Raw genomic sequence first — 24663 nt, forward strand, 5'->3', positions numbered from 1 at the left:
AAGGGCGGCGCCCTTCCTGGCGGGGTCCGGGGCGGAGCCCCGAAGGGCCCCCACGCCCGGGAACCACGATGACCGAGTTGGAAACACTCCGCGACCTTCTGGACACCGGCCGCGTGAAGCTCGGCATCCACATCCGCTCGATGAACAGCCCGGGCTCGCCGGTCTACGACTGGAAGCGCAACATCGCGCTGCCGGCGGCGCTGCTGGTGGCGTCCTTCGCGGCCACAGCGCTGATCCACTTCTACCTCGGCGCCGCGATCCTGGCCGTGGGCATGTGGTACTGGCTGGCCAAGGTGCAGCCGCGAATCCGCGACGAGGTGTTCGACCGCAGCGCGGCGCTGGCGCTGGCATCCGAGGCGGCCTTCGACACGCTCTGGCAGAAGGGCGTGCTGTCGCTGTTCAGCGAGTTGCCGGACGGGACGAAGCGGGCCGCGACGCGGCGCGACGACTGGCGGGCCTTCGTGCGTTCACTGCCGCCGGCCTGACTGGCATGCCGGAACCCCGCGATGTCCTGGGCAGGGGGCGCGTGGGGGAAGCAGGGGGTCGGCCGGCTGCACCGGCCTCGCGGCCACGCGAACGGCGATCGGGCGGGTTGGGTGGCCGGGGGGAGGACCACCGGAGGCGATCGGGGCGGGAGGGGCGCCCCGATGCTTCAGCCTGCCTTGCGGACCGGCTCGGCGCCGGCGGTCTCGCCGATCTGGATGTCGCGCTTCTGCGTCTCGGCCTCGGCCATGATGCTGCGCATGTCGCGCAGGAAGGCGGTGCCCTTCAGCGTCCGCTGCACCAGCACGGAGCGGCGGTCCATCGGATCGACCTTGCGTCGCGCGAGGTCGAGCTCGCCCAGACGGTCGAGCGCGCGCGTGATGGCGGGCTTGGACACGTTCAGCTCGGCGGCCAGGCCACGCACCGTGTGGGGGGCATCGGTGAGGTAGACCGTCAGGAACACGCCGAGCTGGCGGGCGGACAGGTCGGGTCCGTCGCGACGGACCAGGGCGACGACGGTGTCGCGCAGGATGCCGACGAGTTGGTCAGGCGTGCTTGCATTGGATACCATGTTGACTCTCCTTGTTGGCGCCGGTCGGCCACGGGCCACCCGGTCGCCGGCTCACCGCTGTGATTCCGATCCCGGTGTTGCCGTCCCCGGCACTTCCGCTCCGCCGGAGAGGGCGGCCGCCCTTTCCTGCGAATCGGTGGGTGCACCACACTAGATGGTGGCCACGTTTGCGGCTGCGAGATGACATAGCAACTGCGGACGCAGAGTTTCGCCGAAATCTCGGGATCGTTACCCTAATGATGATCCGCGGCGGTCACGGGTTCATTCCGCAAGGATCCTCCTGATGCCCGCCAGCAGGCCGCGTACGGCGGGGATTTCGCCACCCTCCGGCCGGCCCGGCCGGCTGCCGTCGTTCCAGCAGTAGGTGTCGATATGCGCCCAGCGCATCCCTGACGGCACGAAACGCTGCAGGAACAGCGCCGCCACGATCGCACCCGCCATCGGGCGGGTGGCCACAGTGTTGAGGTCGGCGACGGTGCTTTCCAGCCACGAAGCGTAACCGGCGTGCAGCGGCAGGCGCCAGAGCGGGTCCGCCGCGGTCCCGGCCGCGTCGAACAGGGTACGGGCCAGGACGTCGTCGTTGGCGAACAGCGCCGGCAGGTCGGGGCCGAGGGCCACCCGAGCGGCGCCGGTCAGGGTGGCGGCGTCGAGGATCAGGGCGGGCCGCTCCTCGGCGGCGCGGGCCAGCAGGTCGGCCAGCACGATGCGGCCCTCGGCGTCGGTGTTGCCGACCTCGATGGTCAGGCCCGCGCGGGTGCGCAGCACGTCGAGCGGCCGCATGGCGGTGCCGGAGACGGCGTTCTCCACCGCGCCGACCAGCAGCAGCAGCCGCACCGGCAGGCGCTCCGCCATGACCGATTCGGCCAGGGCCAGCATGGAGGCGGCCCCGCCCATGTCCTTTTTCATGCGCAGCATGGCCGAGGACGGCTTGAGGTCCAGGCCGCCGGTGTCGAAGCATACCCCCTTGCCGCAGAGCGCCAGCAGCGGCAGCGAGGCGGCGTCGGCATGGTCCGGGGGCTGCCAGCGCAGGATCGCCACCTCGGGCGCGCGCGGGCTGCCGGCACCGACGGCCGCCAGCGCCGGATAGCCCTCGCGCAGCGCCTCGCCCGCGATGCGCTCGAAGGTCGCGCCATGGGCGTCGGCGACGACGGACACCGCATCGACCAGCTCGGCCGGGCCGAGCGCGTTGGCGGGGGTGTTTATCAGGTCGCGGCCACGGCAGATCGCCGCCGCCTGGCGCAGCGCCGCCTCGGTGCCCGCCGGGGGCACCAGCCGCGCCGGGGCGCGCCGCGCGGCGCCGTCCGGGGCGGCCTCCCCCTTGAAGCGGGTGAAGCGGTAGGCGCCGAGGCACCAGCCGAGGGCCAGCACGCCGGGCTCGTACCCGCTTCCGGCCCCGTTGCCGGCATGGGTGGCGTCCGGCCGCCAGGTGGTCCCGGCCGGCAGGCCGTAGGGCAGCGTGCCGAAGCTCCAGGGCGACTCCCAGGCCGGCTCGGCGCCGAGCCCGAGTGCCGCGCCGGCCAGGCCCTCCGGCCCCGGAAGCAGCACCAGCTCCTGCGGCCGCGCCGCGAAGCCCTGGGCGCCGAGCCAGGCCACCGCCGCCGCCGGCAGGGCGCCGCGCAGGCGGTCGAGCCCGGCCGGCGTGACGAGGTACAGCGGCAGGGCCGCCACCTGGCCTTCCGCCAGGCAGTCCGGCAAGGCGTGGTCCGGCATGGCAGATCCTCAGCGAGCGTTCCCGGCACGGCGACGGCCGGCGCGGCCTGTCGGGCGACCGACCGTCGCCGCGCCGTGACGGCACCATAGCGGCTGGAGTCCCGGCCGCAATCGCGGCGCCCGACGACGCGGCATGCCGGCGCCGGCGGCCCCGGCACGGCGTGGCGACCAGGCGCCGGCCGGACCGTGAAGCGGGGCACACCGCGCTTCCGGCGAGCCTCCCGCCGAACCGCTATCCCGTTGGGCATCCCGCTGGGCATCCCGCTGGTCATCGCGCCCATGGCATGGCGACGCGGCCCGCCGCAGCGGCGGCGAGGTCGCGTCGATGCGTGACCAGGAAACGGATGCGCGCGAGGCACGGCGCGCGGCGCCCGCCTTCCGACCTGCCGAGGATGTCTCGCGCGCCGGCAGCGATGCGCGCCACGCCAGTTCCGCAGGCCCGGCCGGGACACGACGCGGCCACCCGGCGCATTGACGCGGCTTTCATTTCTTGCAGACATCATCTGCCGGGATCGCGAATGGCGATGTCGTCACCCGCATCGGCCGGGACGCGGCGGCGCGTCGGTTGCCGGGCGTTCGGCAGTCCGGCCGAATCGTTTCTTCCCGCCGATCTTGGCAAGATTGCGGAAAAGATCGTGCCTTTCGTGCAACAGGCAAGATAAAGTTTCAGAAAATCCCCTTGATACGAACTCTTTCTTGCCTGGGCCGCCCGCATCCGATAGGGAGTTACGCGTCGACTTACGCAACGCCTGAACGACGGGGCAGCCTGGGATCGGTCTTGCGCGCCATCGACTGCTGCGTGTGGACGATTCCGTAGGGGGGCAGGCTCCGGGCTCTAGGGCAAGCCCAGACCCGACGGAGATCAGGGAATGAACCAGTCCCGACGGCGTGCCCGTGCCGCTCGTCCCGCCGTGCTGCTGCGCCGCGTGCGTCCGGCCGGTGCAGCGGCCCTCCTCGCCCTGCTCGCTGCCTGCGCGCAGCAACCCTCGCACCAGGGTGCGAGCACCGGCGTCCGCACCTACGGCTCCTACAACCGGCCGGCGAGCTACGATCCGCCCGGTCCGGCGAGCGATCCGTGGGGGCCGTGGATCCGCGAGGCGTCGCGCCGCTTCGACGTGCCGGAGCGCTGGATCCGCGGCGTGATGCGCCAGGAATCCGGCGGCCGCGTCACCGCCACCTCGCATGTCGGCGCGATGGGCCTGCTGCAACTCATGCCCGGCACCTACGCCGAGATGCAGAACCGCTACGGCCTCGGCAACGACCCGTACCATCCCTACGACAACCTGATGGCCGGCACCGCGTACATGCGCGAGATGTACGACCTGTACGGCTCGCCCGCCTTCCTCGCCGCCTACAATGCGGGGCCGCGCCGGCTGGAGGGCTATCTCTGGGGCGGCCGCGGCCTGCCCGCCGAGACGCGCAACTACGTCGCGCGCATCGCGCCCGGCATCGTGGACACCCATCCGAACCGCCGCGCCGCGCCCGAGATCTACGCCGCCGCCGACATCCCGATCCGCATCCCGGCCGGGCCGCGGCAGATGGATGCCGGCACGATGCTGGCCCTGCGCGAGCAGCGCAACGGCGCCGCGCCGAGCTACGCCAGCCAGCCGGAGACGGCGCCGGTGCTGCTCGCCTCGGCGACCACGTCGCGCGGCGCCGCGCGCAGCCGTGGCGACGGCGCCGTGATCGCCATGGACCCGATCCCGGACGGCTCCACCTACGCCGCCCCGGCTGCCGCGCCGGCCCCGGAGCCGGCTCCCGTGCAGCTCGCCGCCGCCGCGCCGCCGGCCGGTCAGGTCGTCAGCATGGACCCGATCCCGGACGGCTCCACCTACGCCTCCAGCCCGGCGCCCGCTTCCCGCGGCCGCGGCGAGGTGATCGCCATGGATCCGATCCCCAACCCGCCGGAGCCGGCGCCGATGCCGCGCTCGCCCGCCGTCGCGGCGGTGCCGTCCGCCCTGGCCGCCGCGACGCTGCCGCTGCCGCCCCGCTACGCCGAGGCCCCGCGCGCCGCCGAGCCGGCACGCGCCACGGAGGCGCCGCGGCAGTACGCCGCCCTGCCGTCGCCGCCGGTCCCGCCCTCGATCGCCGTCGCCTCCGCCTCGGCCGCGTCGTCCCCGCGCGGCCAGGCCCAGCCGGAGCCGCGCGGCTACTCGCTCACCGCCCCGCGCGGCTTCGTGCTGATCCCGAGCGCCAATGCCGGCACCCTGCCGAGCAGCCTGCGCGCCGCCTCGGCCAACACCGGGAACGGCAACTGGGCCGTGCAGGTCGGCGCCTTCGCCTCGTCCAACCTCGCCCGCACCGCCGCCAGCCAGGCGCGCGAAACGGCGGGGGCCGGCGGGCCGACGGTCATGCCGGTCTCGCAGGGGCGCAACACGCTCTACCGCGCCCGCGTCACCGGCCTGTCGCGCTCGGCCGCCGAGGCCGCCTGCGGCCGCCTGCGCAGCCGCGCCGAGTGCGTCGTGCTCTCGCCCGAGGCGCAGAGCTGAACCGGGCGCGTCCACGGCGCCGGGATCGCCAGGGCGGCGATCCCGGCTGATCGCCGCCCGCGACAGGCCGGGACCGCAGCCTGCCGCGTGCCGCCGTGCCCCGCGCGGATTCATGCCTCCAGGTGGTTCCGCTCTCAGGTGGTCCCGCTCTCCGGCGGCCCGATCCGGCGGGACCGCCACCACCGGCATCGGGCGCCCGGCTTCCGGACGCGTCGGACTCTCGCGGCGCCGGACCGCGGCCCCGCTTCCGCACCCTTCCTGCCGACTCCTGCCCCTCCGGCCATTGACAGACACCGCCGCGGTGCTGTCCTTGCCCGCTCGCGGGTCGCCCGCGCGGAGGAGGAACACCGGAGATGACCGACGCCTATGTCTGCGACGCCGTGCGCACCCCGATCGGCCGCTACGCCGGTGCGCTCGCCGCCGTCCGCGCCGACGACCTCGCCGCGACGCCGATCAAGGCGCTGATGCAGCGCAACCCCGGCCTCGACTGGGCGGCGCTGGAGGACGTGGTCTATGGCTGTGCCAACCAGGCCGGCGAGGACAACCGCAACGTCGCCCGCATGGCGGCGCTGCTGGCCGGACTCGGCGAGGGCATCTCGGGCTCCACGGTGAACCGCCTCTGCGGCTCCGGCCTCGACGCGCTCGGCATCGCCGGCCGCGCCATCAAGTCCGGCGAGGCCGGGCTGATGCTGGCGGGCGGCGTCGAGAGCATGACCCGCGCGCCCTTCGTGATGGGCAAGGCCGAGACCGCCTTCTCCCGCACGCAGAACCAGATCTACGACACCACCATCGGCTGGCGCTTCGTCAACCCGATGATGAAGAAGCAGTTCGGCGTCGACTCCATGCCGGAGACGGCCGAGAACGTGGCGCAGGACTTCCAGGTCTCGCGCGAGGACCAGGACGCCTTCGCGCTGCGCTCGCAGTCGCGCGCCGCCGCGGCGCAGAAGAACGGCCGTCTCGCCGCCGAGATCACCCCCGTCTCCATCGCGCAGAAGAAGGGCGACCCGATCGTCGTCGACCGCGACGAGCACCCGCGCGCGACCACGATGGAGGCGCTGGCCAAGCTCAAGCCGGTGGTGCGCCCCGACGGCACGGTGACGGCGGGCAACGCCTCGGGCGTGAACGACGGCGCCGCCGCGATCATCGTCGCCTCCCGCGCCATGGCCGAGAAGCACGGGCTGCGGCCCCGCGCGCGCATCGTGGCGACCGCCGCGGCCGGCGTGCCGCCGCGCATCATGGGCATCGGCCCGGCCCCGGCCTCGAAGAAGGTGCTGGAGAAGGCCGGGCTGAAGATCACCGACATGGACGTGATCGAGCTGAACGAGGCCTTCGCCAGCCAGGCGCTCGCCACGCTGCGCCAGCTCGGCGTGGCGGACGACGCGGAGCACGTGAACCCGAACGGCGGCGCCATCGCGCTCGGCCATCCGCTCGGCGCCTCGGGCGCGCGCCTCGCGCTCACGGCGGTGGAGGAGCTGCACCGGCGCGGCGGCCGCTACGCGCTCTGCACCATGTGCATCGGCGTCGGCCAGGGCATCGCCATGATCCTGGAGCGCGTCGGGGACTGACGGCACCCCGCGCGATTCCCGGCCCGCGGGGCGGCATCGCGCACGCGGCCGGCGGGGCGGCCATGCGCCGTCCCCGGCAATCGTGCCGGTCCGCATCCACGCGGGCCGGAATCATGCCGACGGCGTCATTCGTCGACACGTTCCGGGGCGCTGCCCCGGACCCCGCGAAGGGGCGAAGCCCCCTTCGAGACCCCCGGATTCATGAGGACGGGTCGAACAATCCCGCCGGGCGTGTGAGGTGAGCGGCGGGATGCTCCGGCCCATCCCCCGAGAGGGGTGGTTCGTGGGGAGCTTCGTCCCCGCCGGCGCGGAGCCGCCCGTCCCCGACCCGGACGGGCCCGGCCGGCGGCATCCTGCCCGACGAACGCCCCCTTGCGGCAGCGCAGCATGAGGAGAAAAGTCGCGCCGATACCGGCCGGCCCCGGGATGCATGCCAGGACGTCGGCCGGCCCTCCCCGACGCAAGGAGCCGCCCGCTTGTCGATCACCGTCAACAGCCGCACCGCCGAGCACCCGATCGACCCGCTCTTCCTGGAGCGCTGGTCCCCCCGCGCCTTCACCGGCGAGGAGATCGCCGAGTCCGACCTGCTGACCATGCTGGAGGCCGGCCGCTGGGCCGCCTCCTCCTACAACTCGCAGCCCTGGCGCTTCCTCTACGCCCGCCGCGGCACCGCCCACTGGGAGAAGTTCCTGGGCCTGCTGAACGAGTTCAACCGCTCCTGGGCGAAGGACGCCTCGGCGCTGGTCGTGCTGGTGTCGAACTCGGTGATGCGCCCGCCCGGCGCCGAGAAGGACATCCCCTCGCACAGCCACTCGATGGATGCCGGCAACGCCATCGCCCAGGTCATGCTCCAGGCCACGAGGATGGGCTGGTACGCGCACGGCATGGTCGGCTTCGACATGGACCGCGCCTTCGCCGAGCTGAACGTGCCGAGCGGCTACCGCGTCGAGGCCGCCTACGCGATCGGCAGGAAGGCCGACAAGTCGAAGCTGCCCGAGGGCCTGCAGGCGCGCGAGACGCCGAGCCCGCGCAAGCCGCTGGCCGAGATCGCCTTCGAGGGCGGCTTCAGGGCCGAGTGACACGGGGGTCGCGGCGCGCGGTCCCTGCACGGCCCGCGCGCCGCGACCCGGCAGACGGCCCGCCGGCGAGCCCGGCCGGCCAGCGAGGAGCGAGTGCCGATGACCACGATCAGCGAGGCCGAGCTGGCATTGCGGGAGACGGCGCGCCGCGTCCTCCCCGCCGGCGGCTTCGGCAACATCCCGGCCGAGACGGTGATCCGCGAGGGCCGGGGCGGCCGCATTTGGGATGTCAGCGGCAACGGGTACGTGGACTTCCTGATCGGCTCCGGCCCGATGCTGCTCGGCCACGCGCATCCGGAGGTGAACGCGGCCGTCGCGGCGCAGCTCGAACGCGGCACCACCTACTTCGCCAACAACGAGCCCGGCATCCGCCTCGCCGAGGCGATCGTCGAGGCCGTGCCCTGCGCCGAGCAGGTGCGCTTCGCCAGCAGCGGCACCGAGGCCGATTTCTACGCCATGCGCCTCGCCCGCGCCTTCCGCCGGCGCGAGAGGATCCTGAAATTCGAGGGCGGCTACCACGGCATGAGCGACTACGGGCTGATGAGCCTGTGGCCGTCCCGCCCCGGCAACTTCCCGCAGGCCGCCCCGGATTCCGCCGGCATCCCCGCCCAGGTGCGCGACAGCATGCTGGTCTGCCCCTTCAACGACCTCGCCGCCGCCGAGGCGCTGATCCACGCCCATCGCGAGGATCTGGCCGGCGTGATCGTGGAGCCGATGCAGCGCCTGGTGCCGCCCGCGCCCGGCTACCTCGAGGGGCTGCGCGCCATCACGCGCGAATACGGCATCCCGCTGATCTTCGACGAGGTGGTGACCGGCTTCCGCCTCGCCTATGGCGGCGCGCAGGAATACTACGGCGTGACGCCCGACCTCTGCACGCTGGGCAAGGTGGTGGGCGGCGGCTTCCCGCTCTCGGCCGTCGCCGGTCGCGCCGACATCATGGCGCATCTCGACCGCGCCCGCGTCGGCGAGGACGGCTTCCTGCCGCAGATCGGCACGCTGAGCGGCAACCCCGTCGCCGCCGTCGCCGGGCTGAAGACGCTGGAGATCCTGCGCCGCCCCGGCGCCTACGAATCGCTGTTCGCGACCGGCCGCACGCTGCGCGAGGGCCTCGGCCGCGCCCTGCGCGAGGCCGGCTTCGCCGTGCAGGTCCCCGGCGAGCCGCCGATGTTCGACGCGGTGTTCACCAGGGGCGAGGTGCGAGACTACCGCAGCACCATGGCGGGCGACGCGGCGCTGGCGAAGCGCCTCACCGTGCTGCTGCGCGAGCGCGGCGTGTTCAAGAGCGACGGCAAGATCTACGTCTCCCTGGCGCACGACGAATCCTGCGTGCGCGACGCGCTGGCCGCCTTCGACTCGGCCGCGCGGGCGCTCGCCGCCGAGACCGCCGCTCGTTGAGGCGGGTGCGGGCCGCCGCCCGTTGAGGCGGGCGCGGGCCGCCGCCCCTTGCCGCCACCGCCCCGCGGCGCGACCCTGCATCCGGGAAACGCCCAACGGGAAATATCCAGCGGGAACGGCCAGGGAGCAGGCGGCATGACGACGAACGGGCATCGGGCGTGACGGCGCCGCCGCTCGCGGGGGTGCGTGTCCTCGACCTCACCAACGTCCTCGCCGGGCCGTTCTGCACCTACCAGCTCGCGCTGATGGGGGCGGAGGTCATCAAGGTCGAGCAGCCCGGGCGCGGCGACCTCGCCCGCCGCCTCGGCGCCGATCCGGAGGCGGCCGCGCGCGGCATGGGCGCCTCCTTCGTCGCAGTGAACGCCGGCAAGCGGTCGCTCTCGCTCGACCTCAAGCACCCGGAGGGCAAGGCGGTGTTCCGCCGCCTGGTCGGCACCGCCGACGCGGTGGTGGAGAATTTCCGTCCCGGCGTGATGGACCGGCTCGGCCTCGGCTGGGAGGCGCTGCGTACGCTGCGCCCCTCGCTGGTCTTCTGCGCCATCTCCGGCTTCGGCGCCGACGGCCCGCTCGCCACCCGCCCCGCCTACGACCAGATCATCCAGGGCATGGCCGGGGTGATGAGCATCACCGGCGACGCGGAATCGGCGCCGCTGCGCGTCGGCTACCCGGCCTGCGACACGCTGGGCGGGCTGACGGCGGCCTTCGCCGTCGCCTCGGCGCTGTTCGGCGCGCGCGCCACCGGCGAGGGCCGCTTCCTCGACGTCTCGATGCTGGAATCGACGCTCGCCGCCATGGGCTGGGTGGTGTCGAACCAGCTCAACGCCGGGGTCGAGCCGCGCCCGATGGGCAACGCCAATTTCACCGCCGCCCCCTCCGGCACCTTCCGCACCGCCGCCGGGCTGCTCAACATCGCCGCGAACGAGGACAAGCAGTACGCCGCGCTCTGCCGCGTGGTCGGCCGCCCGGCGCTGCGCCACGACCCGCGCTTCGCCGACCGGCAGTCGCGCAAGGTGAACCGCGACGCGCTGACCGGGGAACTGGAAGCCGCGCTCGCCGCGCGCGGTGCCGCCGAATGGGAGGCGCTGCTGGTCGAGGCGGGCGTGCCGGCCGGCCAGGTGCTGGGCGTGCCGGAGATCCTCGGGCACGAGCAGCTTCGAGGGCGCGGCTTCGTGGCCGAGCTTGCCGGCGCGGATGGCGGGACGCAGCGCGTGACGCGCGGCGGCTTCCGCTTCGGCGACGGCAACCCGGCGCCGCGCGGGCCGGCACCGATGCTCTCGGCCGACACGGAGGCCTGCCTCGCCGAGCTGGGCTACAGCCGGGAGGACATCGCGCAGCTGCGGGAGGAAGGGGCGATCTGACGGCGCCCGGCGCCGGGGCGGGTGGCTTCGGGCGCCGCCGCATCCGGACCCGGGGCGGGAAGCGGCGCGGGAGACCCGCGCCTGCCGACCGATGGGGGCGGCGCTCCCCGAAGGCCGCCGGAGCAGGCAGCGTCTTCCGCAAGGGCGCGGCGGGGAAGGCGGCGCCCTCCCCGGCTCACCCGTCCAGCCACGCGGGCGCCACGCTGCCCAGCGGCAGGGCCGGCCGGTCCCAGCGGGCCGGCGTCGCCGCCAGCAGGCCGGCGTGGCGCACCGCGCGCATCCGGCCGAAGCCGCTGTCGCTCTCCTCCAGCAGCGCCTCGACCTCGGCGGCCTCGGGTTCCGGGGCGCTCAGCCCGTCCGGCAGGCGGCCGAGGCCGCGGATCCACTCGCCGGTGCCGGCCAGCGAGACGCGCACCAGCCAGGAGCCCCCTTCCTCGGCGCGCCGAATCAGCGCCGCCATGGCGCCGAGGGCGAGCAGGTAGCCGGAGGCGTGGTCCAGCGCCTGGCAGGGCAGCGGCTTCGGGCCCTCGGTCCCGGCGGCGGCTGCTTCCTCCAGGTTCATGCCGTTGGCGTTCTGCACCAGCGAGTCGAAGCCGCGCCGGCCCGACCAGGGGCCGAGATGCCCGTAGGCGGAGAGGCCGACGCAGACGAGGCCCGGCGCCTCGGCGGCCAGCGCCGCGGGCGAGAAGCCGCGCGCGGCGAGGGCGCCGGGACGGTAGCCCTGCACGAACAGGTCGGCGCCGCGCGCCAGCGCCAGCAGCCGGTCGCGGCCGGCCTCCGTGCCGAGGTCGAGATGCGCGGGGCGCTTGCCGCGGCCGGTATCGGGGATCAGGTCGGGGAAGTTGGGCAGGTCGGGGCCGGTGAGGTGCAGCACCTCGGCGCCGTGCGCGGCGAGGACACGGCCGCAGACCGGGCCGGCGATCACGCGCGTCAGGTCCAGCGCGCGGAAGCCGGCGAGGGGCCTGTCGGCGGCGGGCGGCAGCGGACGGGGCGGGGCGTCGCCGATGCGCTCGATCAGCACCGGCGGCAGCGCCGCGGCGGCGCGGCCCTGCGGCGAGCCGAGCCATTCGGCGGTGCTGCGCGTGGCGGTGACGCAGAGGCCGGCGGCGGCGGCGTCCGCCTCGAAGTCCAGCGCCTTGCGCCGGGACAGCGCGGCGGCCACGGCCTCGCGCGTGTTGGCGCAGCCGAGCAGGCGCAGCACGCCGTCGCGGTGGTGCGGGAAGTTGGTGTGCAGGCGCACCCAGCGACCGTCGCCGCAGCGGTAGGGGCCGGCGATCGGGTCCCAGCGGGCGCCGGAATCGCTGCCCTCGGTGCGGATGTGGCGCTCGCTGCGGAATTCGATCGCGGCGTGGCGCATGGAGACGGCCACCTGCTGCGCCGCGCCGCCGCGCCTTCGGTGCAGCTCGGCGGCGGCCAGCGCCGAGGCGGCGATGCTGGCCTGCGCCGCCGTGCCGATCGCGTAGGTGGAGGGCAGCGCGGGCTCGCGCCCCGCGAGCCGGAGCCGGTCGAGCGCCGCCGGGTCCAGCCCGGCCGTGCGCCAGAGCCCGGCAAGCGCCAGCGCGGGATCGGTGGTGGCCATTCCTCGTCTCCTTTCCCCCGGGGCGTCAGGGTGGCATGGCGGCGGGGACGGGCGAAGGGGGCGGTCGCGGCGCGCGGCCCGCCCGCGGCCGGATGCGCCCGTGGGCGTGGCGGCGCCCCGGAGGGTGGCCGCGCCCGATCGCGTGTCCGGCGCGGCCGGGCACGTGCCGCGCGCTCAGGACGGCGGCTGCACCACCGCCCAGGTGGTGGTGACGTGCGCCACCACGTCCGCCGAGCCTTCCGAGCGCAGCGCCACCTCGCCATAGGCCAGGCGCGCGCCGCGCTTCAGCACGCGCGCCTCGGCCAGCACGGCGCGCGGCGCGGGGCGGCGCAGGAAGGTGATGTTGAGGTTCGAGGTCAGGCTCTCGTCGCGCCCGCCGGTCATGGAGAGCAGCGCCGCCCACATCGCGACGTCGGCCAGCGCCATCAGCGCCGGGCCGGAGATCGAGCCGCCGGGGCGCAGCAGGTCGGCGTGGTGCGGCAGGCGCAGCAGCGCGGTGCCGGCGTCGGCGGCGAGCACCTCCACGCCCCAGGCGCCGGCCAGCGGCACGCCGGCACGCACGATGTTCTGGATCGCCTCCGGCAAGAGGGTTTGGCTCGCCTCCGGCGAGGGGGCTTGGCTCGCCTCCGGCGAGGGGGCGTGGCTCGCCTCCGGCGAGGGGGCTTGGCTCGCCTCCGGCGAGGGGGCGTGGCTCGCCTCCGGCGAGGGGGCTTGGCTCGCCTCCGGCGAGGGGGCCTGGCCCGTCCGGGGCGCGGGCTCGCCGGGCGCGGCCGCGCCGGCATCCCGCATGGTGCCGCTCATCCCTCGCCTCCCACGACGCGGCCGAGGCAGGGATTGCCGCCGAGCCAGTAGCAGAGCTCGGCCGGCCGCGTGATCCGGTACAGGGCGAGGTCGCAACGCAGCCCCGGCGCCAGCATGCCGCGATCGGCGAGGCCGAGCGCCGCGGCGGCGTGGCGCGTGACGCCGAGCAGCGCCTCGGCCACGGTCAGGCGGAACAGCGTGCAGGCGAGGTTGAGCATCAGCAGCAGCGACAGCGCCGGCGAGGAGCCGGGATTCATGTCCGTCGCGACCGCCATGCGCAGCCCGGCGGCGCGCATCGCCGCGATGTCGGGCGCGTGCTGCTCGCGGATGAAGTAGTAGGCGCCGGGCAGCAGCACGGCGACGGTGCCGGCGGCCGCCATGGCGCGCAGCCCGGCGGCGCTGGCCTGCTCCAGGTGGTCGGCGGAAAGCGCGCCGAAGCGCGCGGCGAGTGCCGCGCCGCCGCAATCGGCGATCTGGTCGGCGTGCAGCTTCACGGGCAGGCCGTGGGCGCGGGCGGATTCGAAGATCCGCGCGGTCTCCGCCGGGGTGAAGGCGATGCTGTCGCAGAACACGTCCACCGCGTCGGCGAGCTTCTCCCGCGCTGCCGCCGGCACGATGGCGTCGGCCACCAGCGCGGCGTAGTCGGGCTGGCGGCCGCGATACTCGGGCGGCACGGCGTGGGCGGCGAGCAGCGTGGTGGCGACGCCGGCGCGGCGCGCCGCGGCGAGGCCGCGCGCGACGCGGAGCTGGCGCAGCTCCGTCGCCTCGTCGAGCCCGTAGCCGGACTTGATCTCGACGGTGGTGACGCCCTCGGCCAGCAGCGCGTCGAGGCGCGGCAGGGCGAGGCGACGAAGGGCCTCCTCGTCGGCCGCGCGCGTCGCGCGGACGGTGGCGAGGATGCCGCCGCCGGCGCGCGCGATGTCGGCGTAGGAGGTGCCGCCGAGGCGCTGCTCGAACTCGCCCGAGCGGTCGCCGGCGAAGACGAGGTGCGTGTGGCAGTCGATCAGCCCGGGCAGGATCCAGGCGCCGGCGCAATCCACCGTGTCGGCGGCTGGTCCCGGCAGCGCGGCGCGCGGGCCGACCCAGGCGATGCGGCCGTCGCGGCAGGCGACGGCGCCGTCCTCGACGATGCCGAGGGCGTCCGCCGCCAGGCCGCCCGGCGCGGCGCCGCCCGCCGTCACGCCCGTCGTCACGCCCTCTGGCGCGGCCCCGGCCATCGTGCAGAGATTCGCGTTCAGCCAGACGCGGTCGAACATGCCGGCTCCCTCCCGCGGACCGGGCGACAGCTTCGGCGGCCCCCGGCCGCAGCACAAGGGCACGGCGCAACCCTGCCATGGCGCGCCGCCGGGATGCGCGGGGACGCGGGCGGGGCCATCTCGGCGGTCATGTCGAACCATGGGCCGAACCCTGGCCCGAACCCTGGCCCGAACCCGGAATCGCCGCTCGCGCGGCTGCTCTCGGCGCCGGTGCGGCCGGGCACGGTGCGCTGGCTCGGCCTGCGGCCCGGCCGGCGCGAGCCGATGCTGGCCGTGGCGCGGGTGGCGCTGGACCCGGAGCGGGGCCTGGCCGGCGACCGCTACCGCAACGCCCATGCCCGCACCCGGCAGGTGACGCTGGTCGGGGCCGAGGACCTGGCGGCCATCGCCGCCTATCTGGGGCGCGAGGCGGTGGCGCCCGACATGCTCCGGCGCAACGTGCTGGTCTCCGGGATCAACCTGTCGGCACTGAAGGGCCACCGCTTCCGGCTGGGCACGGCGCTGCTGGAGCATACCGGCGAGTGCCACCCGTGCTCGCGCATGGAGGAGGTGCTGGGGGTGGGCGGCTACAACGCCGTGCGCGGGCATGGCGGCATCACGGCGCGCGTGCTGGAGGCGGGCGAGGCGGGGATCGGCGACGCGCTGGCGCGCGAATAGCGCCTGTCCGGGCAGGGCGCGCTCGCCCGGCGGCCCGGAGAAGGTACGGGAACGAGGCCGGCCTCCTCGCGCCGACTCCCGGCCACGGCGGCCGCCGCCCTTGCGGCGCGCCCCCGCCCTCGTGGAGAAGCGGAGGACTCCGACGGAGACCCTCGACGCGATGCTGCCCACCCATGGCCGCTACGACCATCACGACCTGCCCGGACGCGCCCGTTACCTGTGGCCGGGAGGCGGGTCCGGCGATGGGCGGGGCGGCACGGGGCTCGCCGTCTATCTCGGCGTGAACCTGGAGCACTTCGCCTTCGGCGAGGGGCTGGGCGCGGAACTGGCGCCGGGCCCGGCCTCGGGGGTCGGACCATACCCGGACGTGCTGAACTACGCCTGGCGCGACTACGGCAACCGGGTGGGCGCGTGGCGCCTGCTCGCGGTGCTGGACGAGCTGCGCCTGCCCTGCACGGTGCTGCTGAACAGCGCGATGTACCACCACGCCCCGGCGCTGGTGGCCGCGCACCGCGCGCGCGGCGACGAGATCGCGGGCCACGGCCGCACCAACAGCGAGCGGCAGAGCGCCATGCCGGAGGCCGAGGAACGGCGCATGATCGCCGAGGCCACCGAGGCGATCCGCCGCCACGAGGGCAAGGCGCCCACCGGCTGGCTCTCGCCCTGGATCGCCGAGAGCCGTGCCACGCCCGACCTGCTGGCCGAGGCCGGCTACCGCTACACGCTGAACTGGTGCAACGACGACCAGCCGGTGTGGATGCGCACCGCGCATGGCCGGCTGCTCGCCATCCCCTACCCGCAGGAGGTGAACGACATCCCCGCCATCGTCGCGCGCAAGGACAGCGCGTCGCAATTCGCCGAGATGATCGTGGACGACCTGGAGGAGCGGCTGGAGCAGGTGGCGGGGGACGGCGTCCCGCAGGTGATGGGAATCGCGCTGCACCCCTACGTCATCGGCCAGCCCTACAGGCTGCGGCACCTGCGCCGGGCGCTGCGGCACCTGGCGTCGCGCCGGGACGCGCTGTGGCTGACCACGGCGGCGGCGATCGACGCGCATGCGCGCACCCTGCCGTCGGGCGCCGTACCCGGCGCAGCATAGGGGGCGAGGCGCGAGGGCCGGCGGATCATCCCCCCTGTTGGGTGGCGGGACGCGGGCCACGACGGACCCGATGCCGGCGGACGGCATCGCCGCCGCGCGCCCGGCGGGCCGCGAAACGGCGTCAGGCAGCCCGGGGCGGCGACGCGCGTTAGTCACCGACGCAACCGACGAGGTTTCCCATGCTGCGCCGTCTCGCGCTCCTCCTGCCGCTGCTCGCCGCCTGCGCCACGCCGGCCGATCCGCCGCGCACCGTCGCCCGGGTGGACCTCGCCCGCTACCTCGGCACCTGGTACGAGGTCGCCCGCCTGCCCAACCGCTTCGAGGACGCGGATTGCCGCGACATCACCGCCGAGTACGGCCTGCGGCCGGACGGGCGGATCGGCGTCGTGAACACCTGCCGCAAGCCGGACGGGCGCGTCGACCGGGCGGAGGGCTCGGCCTATGCCGTCGAGGGGACGAACAACAGCCGCCTGCGCGTCAGCTTCTTCTGGCCCTTCTACGGCGACTACTGGGTGATCGGACTCGATCCCGACTACCGCTGGGCCGTGGTCGGGGCGCCGGGAAGGGATTACCTCTGGGTGCTGTCGCGCACCCCCGTCCTGCCGCCGGCCGAGTACGAGGCGGCGCTGGGCGTCGCGCGCCGCGAGGGCTTCGACCTGAACAAGCTCATCCTGCCTGCCCAGTCGGCCACCAGCCACGCGGATGCCGGCCGGGTGGCGCGGGATGGCGGCGCCTGAGCCGCGTCGCCGGATGCGTCGTCGGCAGGCCGTCCCTGCCGGCCCGCCCCGGCGGCCGGGCACCGCCCACCCCGCGGCCCGCGCCGCCGCGCCCGCATCCCCGCCTGAAGGCGCGCCGGGGCGCCGGCGGGCGTGCGGCCCGGCTCAGCCGCCGTAGAGCGCCGCCGGATCCACCTCGGGCGCCGTGATCGGCACCACCTCGCCGTCGCGCAGCGCGCTGAAGAAGCAGCTCCGGCGGCCGGTGTGGCAGGCGACGCCGGTCTGGTCCACCAGCGCCAGCAGCGTGTCGCCGTCGCAATCCACCCGCAGCTCGACGAGGCCCTGCACCTGCCCCGAGGTCTCGCCCTTGCGCCAAAGCCCGCCGCGGCTGCGCGAGAAGTAGCAGACGCGGCCGGTGGACAGCGTCTCCTCCACCGCCTCGCGGTTCATCCAGGCCAGCATCAGCACCTCGCCCGTGTCGTGCTGCTGGGCGATGGCGGGCACCAGGCCGCGCGCGTCGAAGCGGATGGCGTCGAGCAGACGGGCGCGGGCGGCGGGATCGGCGATGGGCTGGGACAGCATGGCGGCTCCCGGATCGGCGGTTCGGCGCCCTATATAGAGGCCATGGCGATGCACGGGCATGCGGCGGGCGACGGTCCGGCCCCGAGGGACGGCATGGAGGGGGACGGCATGGAGAGGGGCGGTATGGAGGCGGGCGGGACGAGGGAGACCGGCATGGCGGCGGCGGATCTGGAATCGCGCCTGGACCGCGCCGCGGCGACCTGCCTGCGCCAGGGCGGCCAGCTCACCGAGCTGCGCCGGCAGGTGCTGGGGCTGGTGCTCGACTCCGAGGCGCCGGTCGGCGCCTACGCCCTGCTCGACCGGCTGCGCGGCCTGCGCGGCGGCGCGGCGCCCCCCACCGTGTACCGCGCCCTCGACTTCCTGCTGGAGCACGGGCTGATCCACCGCGTCGAGAAGCTCAACGCCTTCGTCGGCTGCGCCGAGGCCGGCCACGATCACGGGCACGGGGACGGCCACCGGCACGACCATGCGCGGGATCCCGGCACGGACCGGCGCGACCATCCCACGCAATTCCTGATCTGCCGCCGCTGCGGCACGGCGCACGAGCTGAGCGACCCGGCCGTGACCGAGGCGCTGCGCCGCGCCGCCGAGGGCGCCGGCTTCGCCATGGCCCGCGCCACGGTCGAGATCGAGGGCCTCTGCGCCCGCTGCCGCGCCGACGCATGACGCTGGTCTACCTGGTGGCCGGCGAGGCCTCGGGCGACGTGCTCGGCGCCCGGCTGATGGCGGCGCTGCGGCGGCAGTCGCCGGGGATCGAATTCGCCGGCATCGGCGGCCCGCGCATGGCCGAGCAGGGCCTCGCCAGCCTGTTCCCGATGCACGAGCTGGCGAACATGGGCCTGCTGGAGGTGGTGCCGAAGCTGCGCCGCCTGCTCGGCCGGCTGGACGAGGCGGCGGCCGACATCGCCGCGCGCCGCCCGGCGGCGGTGGTCACCATCGACGTGCCGGGCTTCGCGCGGCGGCTGATGACGCGGGTGAAGCCGCTCGGCGTGCCGCTGGTCCACTACGTGGCGCCGCAGGTCTGGGCCTGGCGCCCCGGGCGGGTGCGCAAGTGGGCGCCGCTGGTGGACCGCATCCTGGCGCTGCTGCCCTTCGAGGCGCCGTTCTTCGAGAAGGCCGGCATCCCGGTCAGCTTCGTCGGCCATCCCGTGCTGGAGGGCGGTGCCGCCGCGGGCGATCCGGCCCGCTTCCACGCCGCGCATCCGCTGCCGCCGGGCGCGCGGCCGGTGATCGTCATGCCCGGCAGCCGGCACGGCGAGATCCGGCGCCTGCTCGCGCTGTTCGGGGAGGCGCTGGCGCGCGCGGCGCCGCGCCTGCCCGGCCTGCTGCCGGTGGTGCCGGTCTCGGCGGCGGTGGCGGATTCCGTGCGGGCCGGCGTCGCGCGCTGGCCGATGCCGGTGCTGGTGCTGGAGGACGGGCCGGCCAAGTTCGACGCCTTCGCGGCGGTGGCGGCGGCGGACGGGGTGGCGCTGACCAAGTCCGGCACCTCCTCGCTGGAGCTGGCGGTGGCCGGGGTGCCGCACCTCGTCGCCTACCGCATGAACCCGGCGACGGCCGCGATCGCGCGCCGGCTGATCAAGGTACAGCACGCCTCGCTGGTGAACCTGCTGGGCGACGCGCCCTCGGTGCCGGAATTCATCCAGGAACGCTGCACCCCGGCACTGCTGGCCGAGGCGCTGGCGGGGCTGGCAACGGAGCCGGCGGCGCGCGCGGCGCAGCGGGCGGCGTTCGGGACGGTGCTGGCACGGCTGCGCGCGCCCGAAGGAGCGCCGGGCGACGCGGCGGCGGCGGCGGTGCTGGCGGAGATCGGAGGGCGGGTACGCCCGGAGGCATGAATCCGCTCGGAGAACGATGAGAGGTCGCGGAACGCGGTCCCGACCGGGCTGCGTTCCGCTCCAGCGCCGGGGCATTTTCGGGGCGCTGCCCCGGACCCCGCCAGGGAAGGCGCCGCCTTCCCTGGACCCCTCCGCCGGGGCCGGGCGGCCCCGGACCCCGCCTGGGACGGCGCCGCCTACCCTGGACCCATCCGCCGGGGCCGGGCGGCCCCGGACCCCGCCTGGGACGGCGCCGCCTACCCTGGACCCATCCGCCGGGGCCGGGAGGCCCCGGACCCCATTCGTTCGGGTGTGGCTCCCTTATTGTTCTTTCTTAAAAACAAACGGGGTTTCCAAAGGGGCTTCGCCCTTTGGTGGGAGGATACCCAAGGAGGGCAAAGCCCTCCTTGGAAAGTGCCCCCCGGGCCGCCCCTTCACTCCCCCGCCAACAGCCCCGACTCCCGCACCCGCGCCAGCGAGGCCGCGATTCCCGCCTCCACCTGCGACGCGGCGGCGAGCGCCCGCAGCCCCGCCTGCCCGTCCACCACCACCGGCGCCCCGTCCAGCACCGAGGCCACGAAGGCCGCCTGCTCAGCCTCCAGCGAGTCGTGGTCCTGCCAGGAGCGCGTCTCGGCGCCGAAGCCCGGCAGCGCCTCCACCGCCTCCCCCGCCCCGCGCCGCAGGCGGCGCAGCGAGCGGGCGAGGAAATCCACCGAGAGGTGCCCCTCGGTGCCGAACACGGAGAGGCGCCGCTCCATGACGAGGTTGGCGCGGCTGGCCGTCACCGTCGCCACGGCGCCGTTGCGGAAGCGGAGGCGGGCATTGGCGATGTCGGGGTGCGGCGAGAACACGGCGGCGCCGACGGCGTCCACGGATTCGATCGGGCTGCCGGCCAGTTCCAGCACCAGGTCGAGGTCGTGGATCATCAGGTCCAGCACCACCGAGACGTCCAGGCTGCGCGGGCGGAACGGCGCCACGCGCACCGCCTCCATGTAGAGCGGCCGGCCGACGCCGCCGTCGCGCAGCGCCGCCTGCCCGGCGGAGAAGCGTTCGAGGTGCCCGACCTGCAGCACCAGCCCGCGTTCGGCGGCGAGGGCGACGAGGCGCCCGGCCTCCTCGGCGGTGGCGGCGATGGGCTTCTCCACCAGCACGTGGCGGCCGGCGCGCAGCGCGGCGTCGGCCAGGGCGAAGTGGGCGCGGGTCGGCGCCGCGACCACCACGGCGGCGGCGGCCTCGATCAGCGCCTCGGCCGGCATGGCGGGCACGCCCAGCTCGGCGGCGACGGCGGCGGCGCGGGCCGGGTCGGCATCGTGCACGCCGACGAGCCGGGCGCGCGGCGAGGCGGCGACCTTCAGCGCGTGGAAGCGGCCGAAATGGCCGACGCCGAGGATGCCCATGGGTAGCTGCATGGCGGATCGGACTCCCTGCCGCATCGCCGCGAATGCCGTGAGGCGCCACCGGCCGCCCGGAGCGGGCGCGGGGCGCGGTCGGGGGCGCGGTCCGTGGCGGACGACCAGAGCCGTTCCGGCCTGACCGGATCAGGCCGGAACGGCTCCAGCCTTTTGGTTATTCGCATCTTCCGAGTCGCCGGGTGGGTACACCCAGCCTGAAAATGCTCTAGAGCATTTCCGGGCCGGGCGGAAATCGGCCGGCCGGCGGCGCGGGAGGGGCACTTCAGCCGTGGCGGTCGATCCAGGGCGTCGCCCGCCAGCGCGCGCGCAATTCCTCCAGCGACTGCCGCATCGAGCCCCGCCATTCCGCCCCGGGCATGAAATGCGGCACGAAGCCGTTGTCGTCGGCCTGGGCGGCGAATTCGGGGTCGCCGACCACGGATTGCAGCGCCGCGACCAGGGTGCCGCGCATCCCGTCCGGCAGGCCGGGCGGCGCCACCACGCCGCGCTGGGCGAGGAAGGCGAAGCGGACGCCCTGCTCCTTGAAGGTGCGCACCTCCGGCAGCAGCGGGCTGCGTGCCGGGGTGGCGATGGCGGCGGCCCCCAGCCGGTCGTCGCGCAGCGCGGCGATGGCGTCGGGCAGCGGCACCAGCGCGGCGGCGACGTTGCCGGCCTGCGCCGCTTGGCGCGCCGCCGCGGCCGAGGCGAAGGCGAGGATGGAGAGCGGCAGCGCCTCGCGCAGCGACTGCGCCGCGAGGTGGCCGCCGCTGCCGGCGGGGGGCGTTGCCAGCACCGCGCCCTCGGCGGGCTGGCGCAGCGCGGCGAGCTCGGCCGGCGCGTTGGGCGGCACGACGAGCACCAGCGTCTCCTCGGCCACCCCGGCGATGGGGTCGGCCGCGTCGAGCAGGGCGGTGGCGTCGCGCTCGACCGCGCTGGCCAGGGTGACCGGGGTGGCGATCAGCCCGATCGTGTGGCCGTCCGGCGCCGCCGAGGCCGTGGCGCGCAGCGCCGCGAGGCCGCCCTCCCCCGGCAGGTTGCTGACCCCGACGCTGACCCGCATCAGGTGCCGCTCCAGGAACGGCGCGAAGCCGCGCGCCCACTGGTCGCCGGCCGTGCCCGGCCGGGCGCCCACCAGCAGCGAGATGGCGCCGCGCCAGGGCTCGGCCCCGGGTGCGGCCCCGGGCGCGGCCAGGCCGGGCCGGCCGGGCAGCAGAGCGGCGGCCAGCAGCGCGCGTCGGGAAAGGCGGCACGGTGCCATCGGAGCATGCGCCCGCCGGACCATGCCGCGCCGACCGGCCCGCGCTAGCGGTTGACGGGCGCCGGGGCGCGCGGCCGGCTGGTCGCGCCCCCGGGCGCGGCGGCGGAAGCCCCGTTGGCGGCCTCGCCCTTCGGGGGGGGCTGCCCCGCCGCGCCGCCACCGCCCGTGCCCCGGCCCCTGCCCTTCGCCGGGGCCGCCGGCGCCGCGTCCCGGCGCAGCCGGTTCTCGCCCAGGAAGAGCAGGATCGGGGCGGCGATGAAGATCGAGGAGGAGGTGCCGATGACGATGCCGAACAGCATCACCCAGGCGAAGTCCGCCACCTGGCCGGAAGCGAACAGCACCAGCGGCAGGGTGGAGAGCAGGATCGTCATCGAGGTACCGACCGTGCGGTTCAACGTCTCGTTGATCGAGAGGTCGATCAGCTCGCGCAGCGGCATCGACTTGTAGCGGCGCAGGTTCTCGCGCACGCGGTCGTAGACCACGACCTTGTCGTTCACGCTCCAGCCGATGATGGTCAGGATGGCGGCGACGGTGGTCAGGCTGAATTCGAGGCGCGTGAGGGCGAGGAAGCCCACCACCTTGGTCGCGTCCAGGATCAGCGTCACCACGGCGGCGACGCCGAACTGCCACTCGAAGCGGAACCAGATGTAGAACAGCATCGCCAGCAGCGAGATGCCGAGGGCGATCATGCCGTTGGTGAACAGCTCGTTCGAGACACGGCTGCCGACGGCCTCGACGCGCACGACGCGGGTCCCGGGGATGGCCCGCTCGGCGGCGGCGCGCACGGCGTTGACCGCGTACTGCGTCGCGCCCTCGGCCGCCTGCGCCGGCTGGCCCGCGGCGGGCGCCCCCGCCGGTTGCCCGGCCGGCTGCCCGGATGGCTGTCCGGCGGTTGGCGCCTCCGGCGCGGTGGCGCCCGGGGAGGCTGGGGCGGCGGTCCGCTCGTGCTGCACGGGCAGGCGCAGCAGCACGGAATTGTCGTCGCCGAAGCGTTGCAGCCCGACATCGCCGAGGTCAAGCGCGTTGAAGGCGCCGCGCAGCGTGCCGAGATCGGCCGGGCCCGGGGTGCGCAGCTCCATCAGCACGCCGCCGCCGAAGTCGATGCCCTTGTTCAGCCCCGGATGCACGGCGAGCACGAGCGAGGCGATCGACAGCACCGCCGAGGTGACGAGGCCGGCGATGCGCCCCTTCATGAAGGGGATGCGGGTGTCGTCCGGGACGATCCGGAACAGCGGTCGGAGGAACATCGGCGTCAGACCGGCAGGAGGGCGGGGCGCGTGCGTCGGTACCACAGCGCGATCATCCACCGCACCAGTGTCGTCGCGGTGAAGAAGGAGGAGAGGGTGCCGATCGCGACCGTCACCGCGAAGCCGCGCACCGGGCCGGAGCCGAAGGCGAACAGCACCGCCATGGCGATCAGGTGCGTCAGGTTGGAATCGACGATGGTGCCGAAGGCACGCTTGAAGCCGGCCTCCATGGCGGCGATCGGGGTGCGGCCGTTGCGCACCTCCTCGCGGATGCGCTCGTTGATCAGGATGTTGGCGTCCACCGCCGTGCCCAGGGTGAGCACCACGCCGGCGATGCCGGGCAGCGTCAGCGTCGCCTGGAGCAGCGAGAGCACCGCCACCATGATGACGAGGTTGGCGAGCAGGGCGACGTTCGCGAACCAGCCGAACAGCCCGTAGAAGATGCCCATGTAGAGCACCACCAGCACGAAGCCGACGGCGAGCGAGATCAGCCCGGCGCGGATCGCGTCCGCCCCCAGCTCCGGCCCGACGGTGCGCTCCTCGACCACGGTGAGCGGCGCCGGCAGGGCGCCGGCGCGCAGCAGCACGGCGAGGTCGTTGGCGGAGGCGGCGGTGAAGTTGCCCGAGATCTGGCCGCGGCCACCGGTGATCGGCTCGTTGATGCGCGGGGCGGTGATCACCTTGTCGTCCAGCACCACGGCGAAGGGCTGGCCGACGTTTTGGCGGGTGACTTCCGCGAAGCGGCGGGCGCCGACGCTGTCGAACTCGAAATTCACCACCCATTGCGCGTTGCGGCTGTCCTGCCCGGCGCGGGCGTCGCGCAGGTTGGCGCCGTCCACCTCGACGCGCCGGCGCACCGCGTAGCGCTCGTTGGGGTTGTCGCCCTGGAGGAATTCGACGCCGGGCGGCGGGGTGCCGCCGGCCGGGTTGGCGTTCGGGTCGAGCAGGCGGAAGGTCATCCGCGCCGTGCGGCCGAGGAGCTGCTTGATGCGGTTCGGGTCCTCGACGCCGGGCAGCTGCACCAGGATGCGGCCCTGCCCCTGGCGGGCCACCAGCGCCTCGGCGATGCCGGTCTCGTCCACGCGGCGGCGGACGATCTCGATGGACTGCTCCACGGCGCCCGTGGCGCGGCTGCGCAGCCCGGCCTCGGAGAGGGTGGTGGTGACGGTGCCGTCCGGGGCGGTCGCCACCTCGATGTCGGGGGTGCTGCCGCCGGTGGCGCCGGTGATCGGGTTGGCCAGCTCGCGCATCGCCCGTGCCGCCGCCTCGGCCTGCGCCGGGTCGCGCACGCGGAAGCTGACGCTGCGGCCGGCCGCGTTGGTCGCGAGGTTGACGTAGCCGATGCCGGCCTGGCGCAGCTTCGTGCGGGCGCCGTCGGCGAGGCCCTCCAGCCGCTCCTTCACCACCGCGTCCATGTCCACCTCCAGCAGGAGGTAGGAGCCGCCGCGCAGGTCGAGGCCGAGGCTCACCTGCCGGACGGGCAGCCATGAGGGAAAGCTGTCGCGCGGGAACAGGTTCGGAATACTGAGCAGCAGCCCGAGCAGACACACGCCGAGGATCGCGGCGGTCTTCCAGGGCGAGAAGTAAAGCATGGGTACTGGCGGGCCTCGGTC

21 protein-coding genes are annotated in these 24663 nt (G+C 75.1%); 11 read left to right on the plus strand and 10 right to left on the minus strand.

All coding sequences use genetic code 11. The features are described 5' to 3' along the window. Window positions 1-68 precede the first annotated feature (68 nt). Window positions 69-485, plus strand: coding sequence for a hypothetical protein (locus tag M0638_RS08740; protein WP_248666590.1), 417 nt, complete (start codon window positions 69-71; stop codon window positions 483-485). Window positions 486-652: 167 nt separating this feature from the next. Here M0638_RS08740 and M0638_RS08745 read toward each other — a convergent pair whose 3' ends face one another. Both M0638_RS08745 and M0638_RS08750 read right to left on the minus strand, forming a co-directional pair. Further along, complete coding sequence (locus M0638_RS08745) at window positions 653-1054, minus strand: MarR family winged helix-turn-helix transcriptional regulator (protein WP_248666591.1); 402 nt, start codon at window positions 1052-1054, stop codon at window positions 653-655. Between the two features lie 261 nt (window positions 1055-1315). Continuing rightward, the gene (locus M0638_RS08750) at window positions 1316-2764 is read right to left on the minus strand and encodes a leucyl aminopeptidase family protein (protein ID WP_248666592.1); all 1449 of its coding nucleotides are present in this window, start codon (window positions 2762-2764) and stop codon (window positions 1316-1318) included. Between the two features lie 869 nt (window positions 2765-3633). Here M0638_RS08750 and M0638_RS08755 point away from each other — a divergent pair. The 5 genes from M0638_RS08755 to M0638_RS08775 all read left to right on the plus strand — a co-directional run bounded on the left by M0638_RS08755 (window position 3634) and on the right by M0638_RS08775 (window position 10650). Continuing rightward, the gene (locus M0638_RS08755) at window positions 3634-5253 is read left to right on the plus strand and encodes a lytic transglycosylase domain-containing protein (protein ID WP_248666593.1); all 1620 of its coding nucleotides are present in this window, start codon (window positions 3634-3636) and stop codon (window positions 5251-5253) included. A gap of 353 nt (window positions 5254-5606) precedes the next feature. After that, window positions 5607-6818 (plus strand): 3-oxoadipyl-CoA thiolase, encoded by a 1212-nt coding sequence (gene pcaF / locus M0638_RS08760; protein ID WP_248666594.1) that lies wholly within the window; start codon window positions 5607-5609, stop codon window positions 6816-6818. A gap of 476 nt (window positions 6819-7294) precedes the next feature. Continuing rightward, the gene (locus tag M0638_RS08765; protein ID WP_248666595.1) at window positions 7295-7897 is read left to right on the plus strand and encodes a nitroreductase family protein; all 603 of its coding nucleotides are present in this window, start codon (window positions 7295-7297) and stop codon (window positions 7895-7897) included. Between the two features lie 99 nt (window positions 7898-7996). Further along, window positions 7997-9292: an aspartate aminotransferase family protein gene (locus tag M0638_RS08770; protein ID WP_248666596.1), complete on the plus strand. Its 1296-nt coding sequence runs from the start codon at window positions 7997-7999 to the stop codon at window positions 9290-9292. A 158-nt stretch (window positions 9293-9450) separates the two neighbouring features. Next, window positions 9451-10650 (plus strand): CaiB/BaiF CoA transferase family protein, encoded by a 1200-nt coding sequence (locus M0638_RS08775; protein ID WP_248666597.1) that lies wholly within the window; start codon window positions 9451-9453, stop codon window positions 10648-10650. Window positions 10651-10825: 175 nt separating this feature from the next. On the opposite strand, the gene M0638_RS08780 is transcribed toward M0638_RS08775, so the two are convergent. From M0638_RS08780 to hutI, 3 genes are all read right to left on the minus strand, one after another. Beyond that, the gene (locus tag M0638_RS08780; RefSeq protein WP_248666598.1) at window positions 10826-12229 is read right to left on the minus strand and encodes a CoA transferase; all 1404 of its coding nucleotides are present in this window, start codon (window positions 12227-12229) and stop codon (window positions 10826-10828) included. 174 nt (window positions 12230-12403) lie between these two features. Next, on the minus strand, window positions 12404-13030 hold the full coding sequence (locus M0638_RS08785) for a PaaI family thioesterase (RefSeq protein WP_248666599.1): 627 nt from the start codon (window positions 13028-13030) through the stop codon (window positions 12404-12406). Continuing rightward, on the minus strand, window positions 13027-14286 hold the full coding sequence (hutI, locus tag M0638_RS08790; protein WP_248666600.1) for an imidazolonepropionase: 1260 nt from the start codon (window positions 14284-14286) through the stop codon (window positions 13027-13029). Before hutI ends, M0638_RS08785 begins: the two co-directional genes overlap by 4 nt. Window positions 14287-14415: 129 nt before the next feature. On the opposite strand from hutI, the gene M0638_RS08795 reads away from it, so the two are divergent. From M0638_RS08795 to M0638_RS08805, 3 genes are all read left to right on the plus strand, one after another. Then, window positions 14416-14943 (plus strand): MOSC domain-containing protein, encoded by a 528-nt coding sequence (locus M0638_RS08795; RefSeq protein ID WP_248666601.1) that lies wholly within the window; start codon window positions 14416-14418, stop codon window positions 14941-14943. Window positions 14944-15103: 160 nt separating this feature from the next. Next, window positions 15104-16042 (plus strand): polysaccharide deacetylase family protein, encoded by a 939-nt coding sequence (locus M0638_RS08800; RefSeq protein WP_248666602.1) that lies wholly within the window; start codon window positions 15104-15106, stop codon window positions 16040-16042. A gap of 179 nt (window positions 16043-16221) precedes the next feature. Next, window positions 16222-16779, plus strand: a complete 558-nt coding sequence (locus tag M0638_RS08805; RefSeq protein ID WP_248666603.1) for a lipocalin family protein — start codon at window positions 16222-16224, stop codon at window positions 16777-16779. A gap of 144 nt (window positions 16780-16923) precedes the next feature. On the opposite strand, the gene hisI is transcribed toward M0638_RS08805, so the two are convergent. Next, complete coding sequence (gene hisI, locus M0638_RS08810; protein ID WP_248666604.1) at window positions 16924-17340, minus strand: phosphoribosyl-AMP cyclohydrolase; 417 nt, start codon at window positions 17338-17340, stop codon at window positions 16924-16926. A 153-nt stretch (window positions 17341-17493) separates the two neighbouring features. Between hisI and M0638_RS08815 the strand changes: the two genes are divergently transcribed. Then, a complete protein-coding gene (locus M0638_RS08815) occupies window positions 17494-18006 on the plus strand; it encodes a Fur family transcriptional regulator (RefSeq protein WP_248666605.1) in 513 nt (170 codons plus the stop codon). Continuing rightward, window positions 18003-19175 carry a lipid-A-disaccharide synthase gene (gene lpxB / locus M0638_RS08820; RefSeq protein ID WP_248666606.1) on the plus strand — a complete coding sequence of 391 codons (1173 nt, stop codon included), beginning with the start codon at window positions 18003-18005 and terminating at the stop codon, window positions 19173-19175. Before M0638_RS08815 ends, lpxB begins: the two co-directional genes overlap by 4 nt. A 413-nt stretch (window positions 19176-19588) precedes the next feature. Here the strand turns inward: lpxB and M0638_RS08825 are convergent, their stop codons facing one another. The 4 genes from M0638_RS08825 to secD form a co-directional block, all read right to left on the minus strand. After that, on the minus strand, window positions 19589-20563 hold the full coding sequence (locus M0638_RS08825) for a Gfo/Idh/MocA family protein (protein ID WP_248666607.1): 975 nt from the start codon (window positions 20561-20563) through the stop codon (window positions 19589-19591). A 265-nt stretch (window positions 20564-20828) separates the two neighbouring features. Further along, window positions 20829-21803, minus strand: coding sequence for a tripartite tricarboxylate transporter substrate-binding protein (locus M0638_RS08830; RefSeq protein ID WP_248666608.1), 975 nt, complete (start codon window positions 21801-21803; stop codon window positions 20829-20831). 44 nt (window positions 21804-21847) lie between these two features. Beyond that, window positions 21848-23050: a protein translocase subunit SecF gene (gene secF, locus M0638_RS08835; protein ID WP_248666609.1), complete on the minus strand. Its 1203-nt coding sequence runs from the start codon at window positions 23048-23050 to the stop codon at window positions 21848-21850. A 5-nt stretch (window positions 23051-23055) separates the two neighbouring features. After that, entirely contained in the window at window positions 23056-24642 is a 1587-nt protein-coding gene (secD, locus tag M0638_RS08840) for a protein translocase subunit SecD (protein WP_248666610.1), read from the minus strand. Between the last annotated feature and the right edge of the window lie 21 nt (window positions 24643-24663).

The sequence above is a fragment of the Roseomonas acroporae genome, from assembly GCF_023223525.1.
In the GTDB taxonomy this organism is placed as follows: Bacteria; Pseudomonadota; Alphaproteobacteria; order Acetobacterales; family Acetobacteraceae; genus Roseomonas_E; species Roseomonas_E acroporae.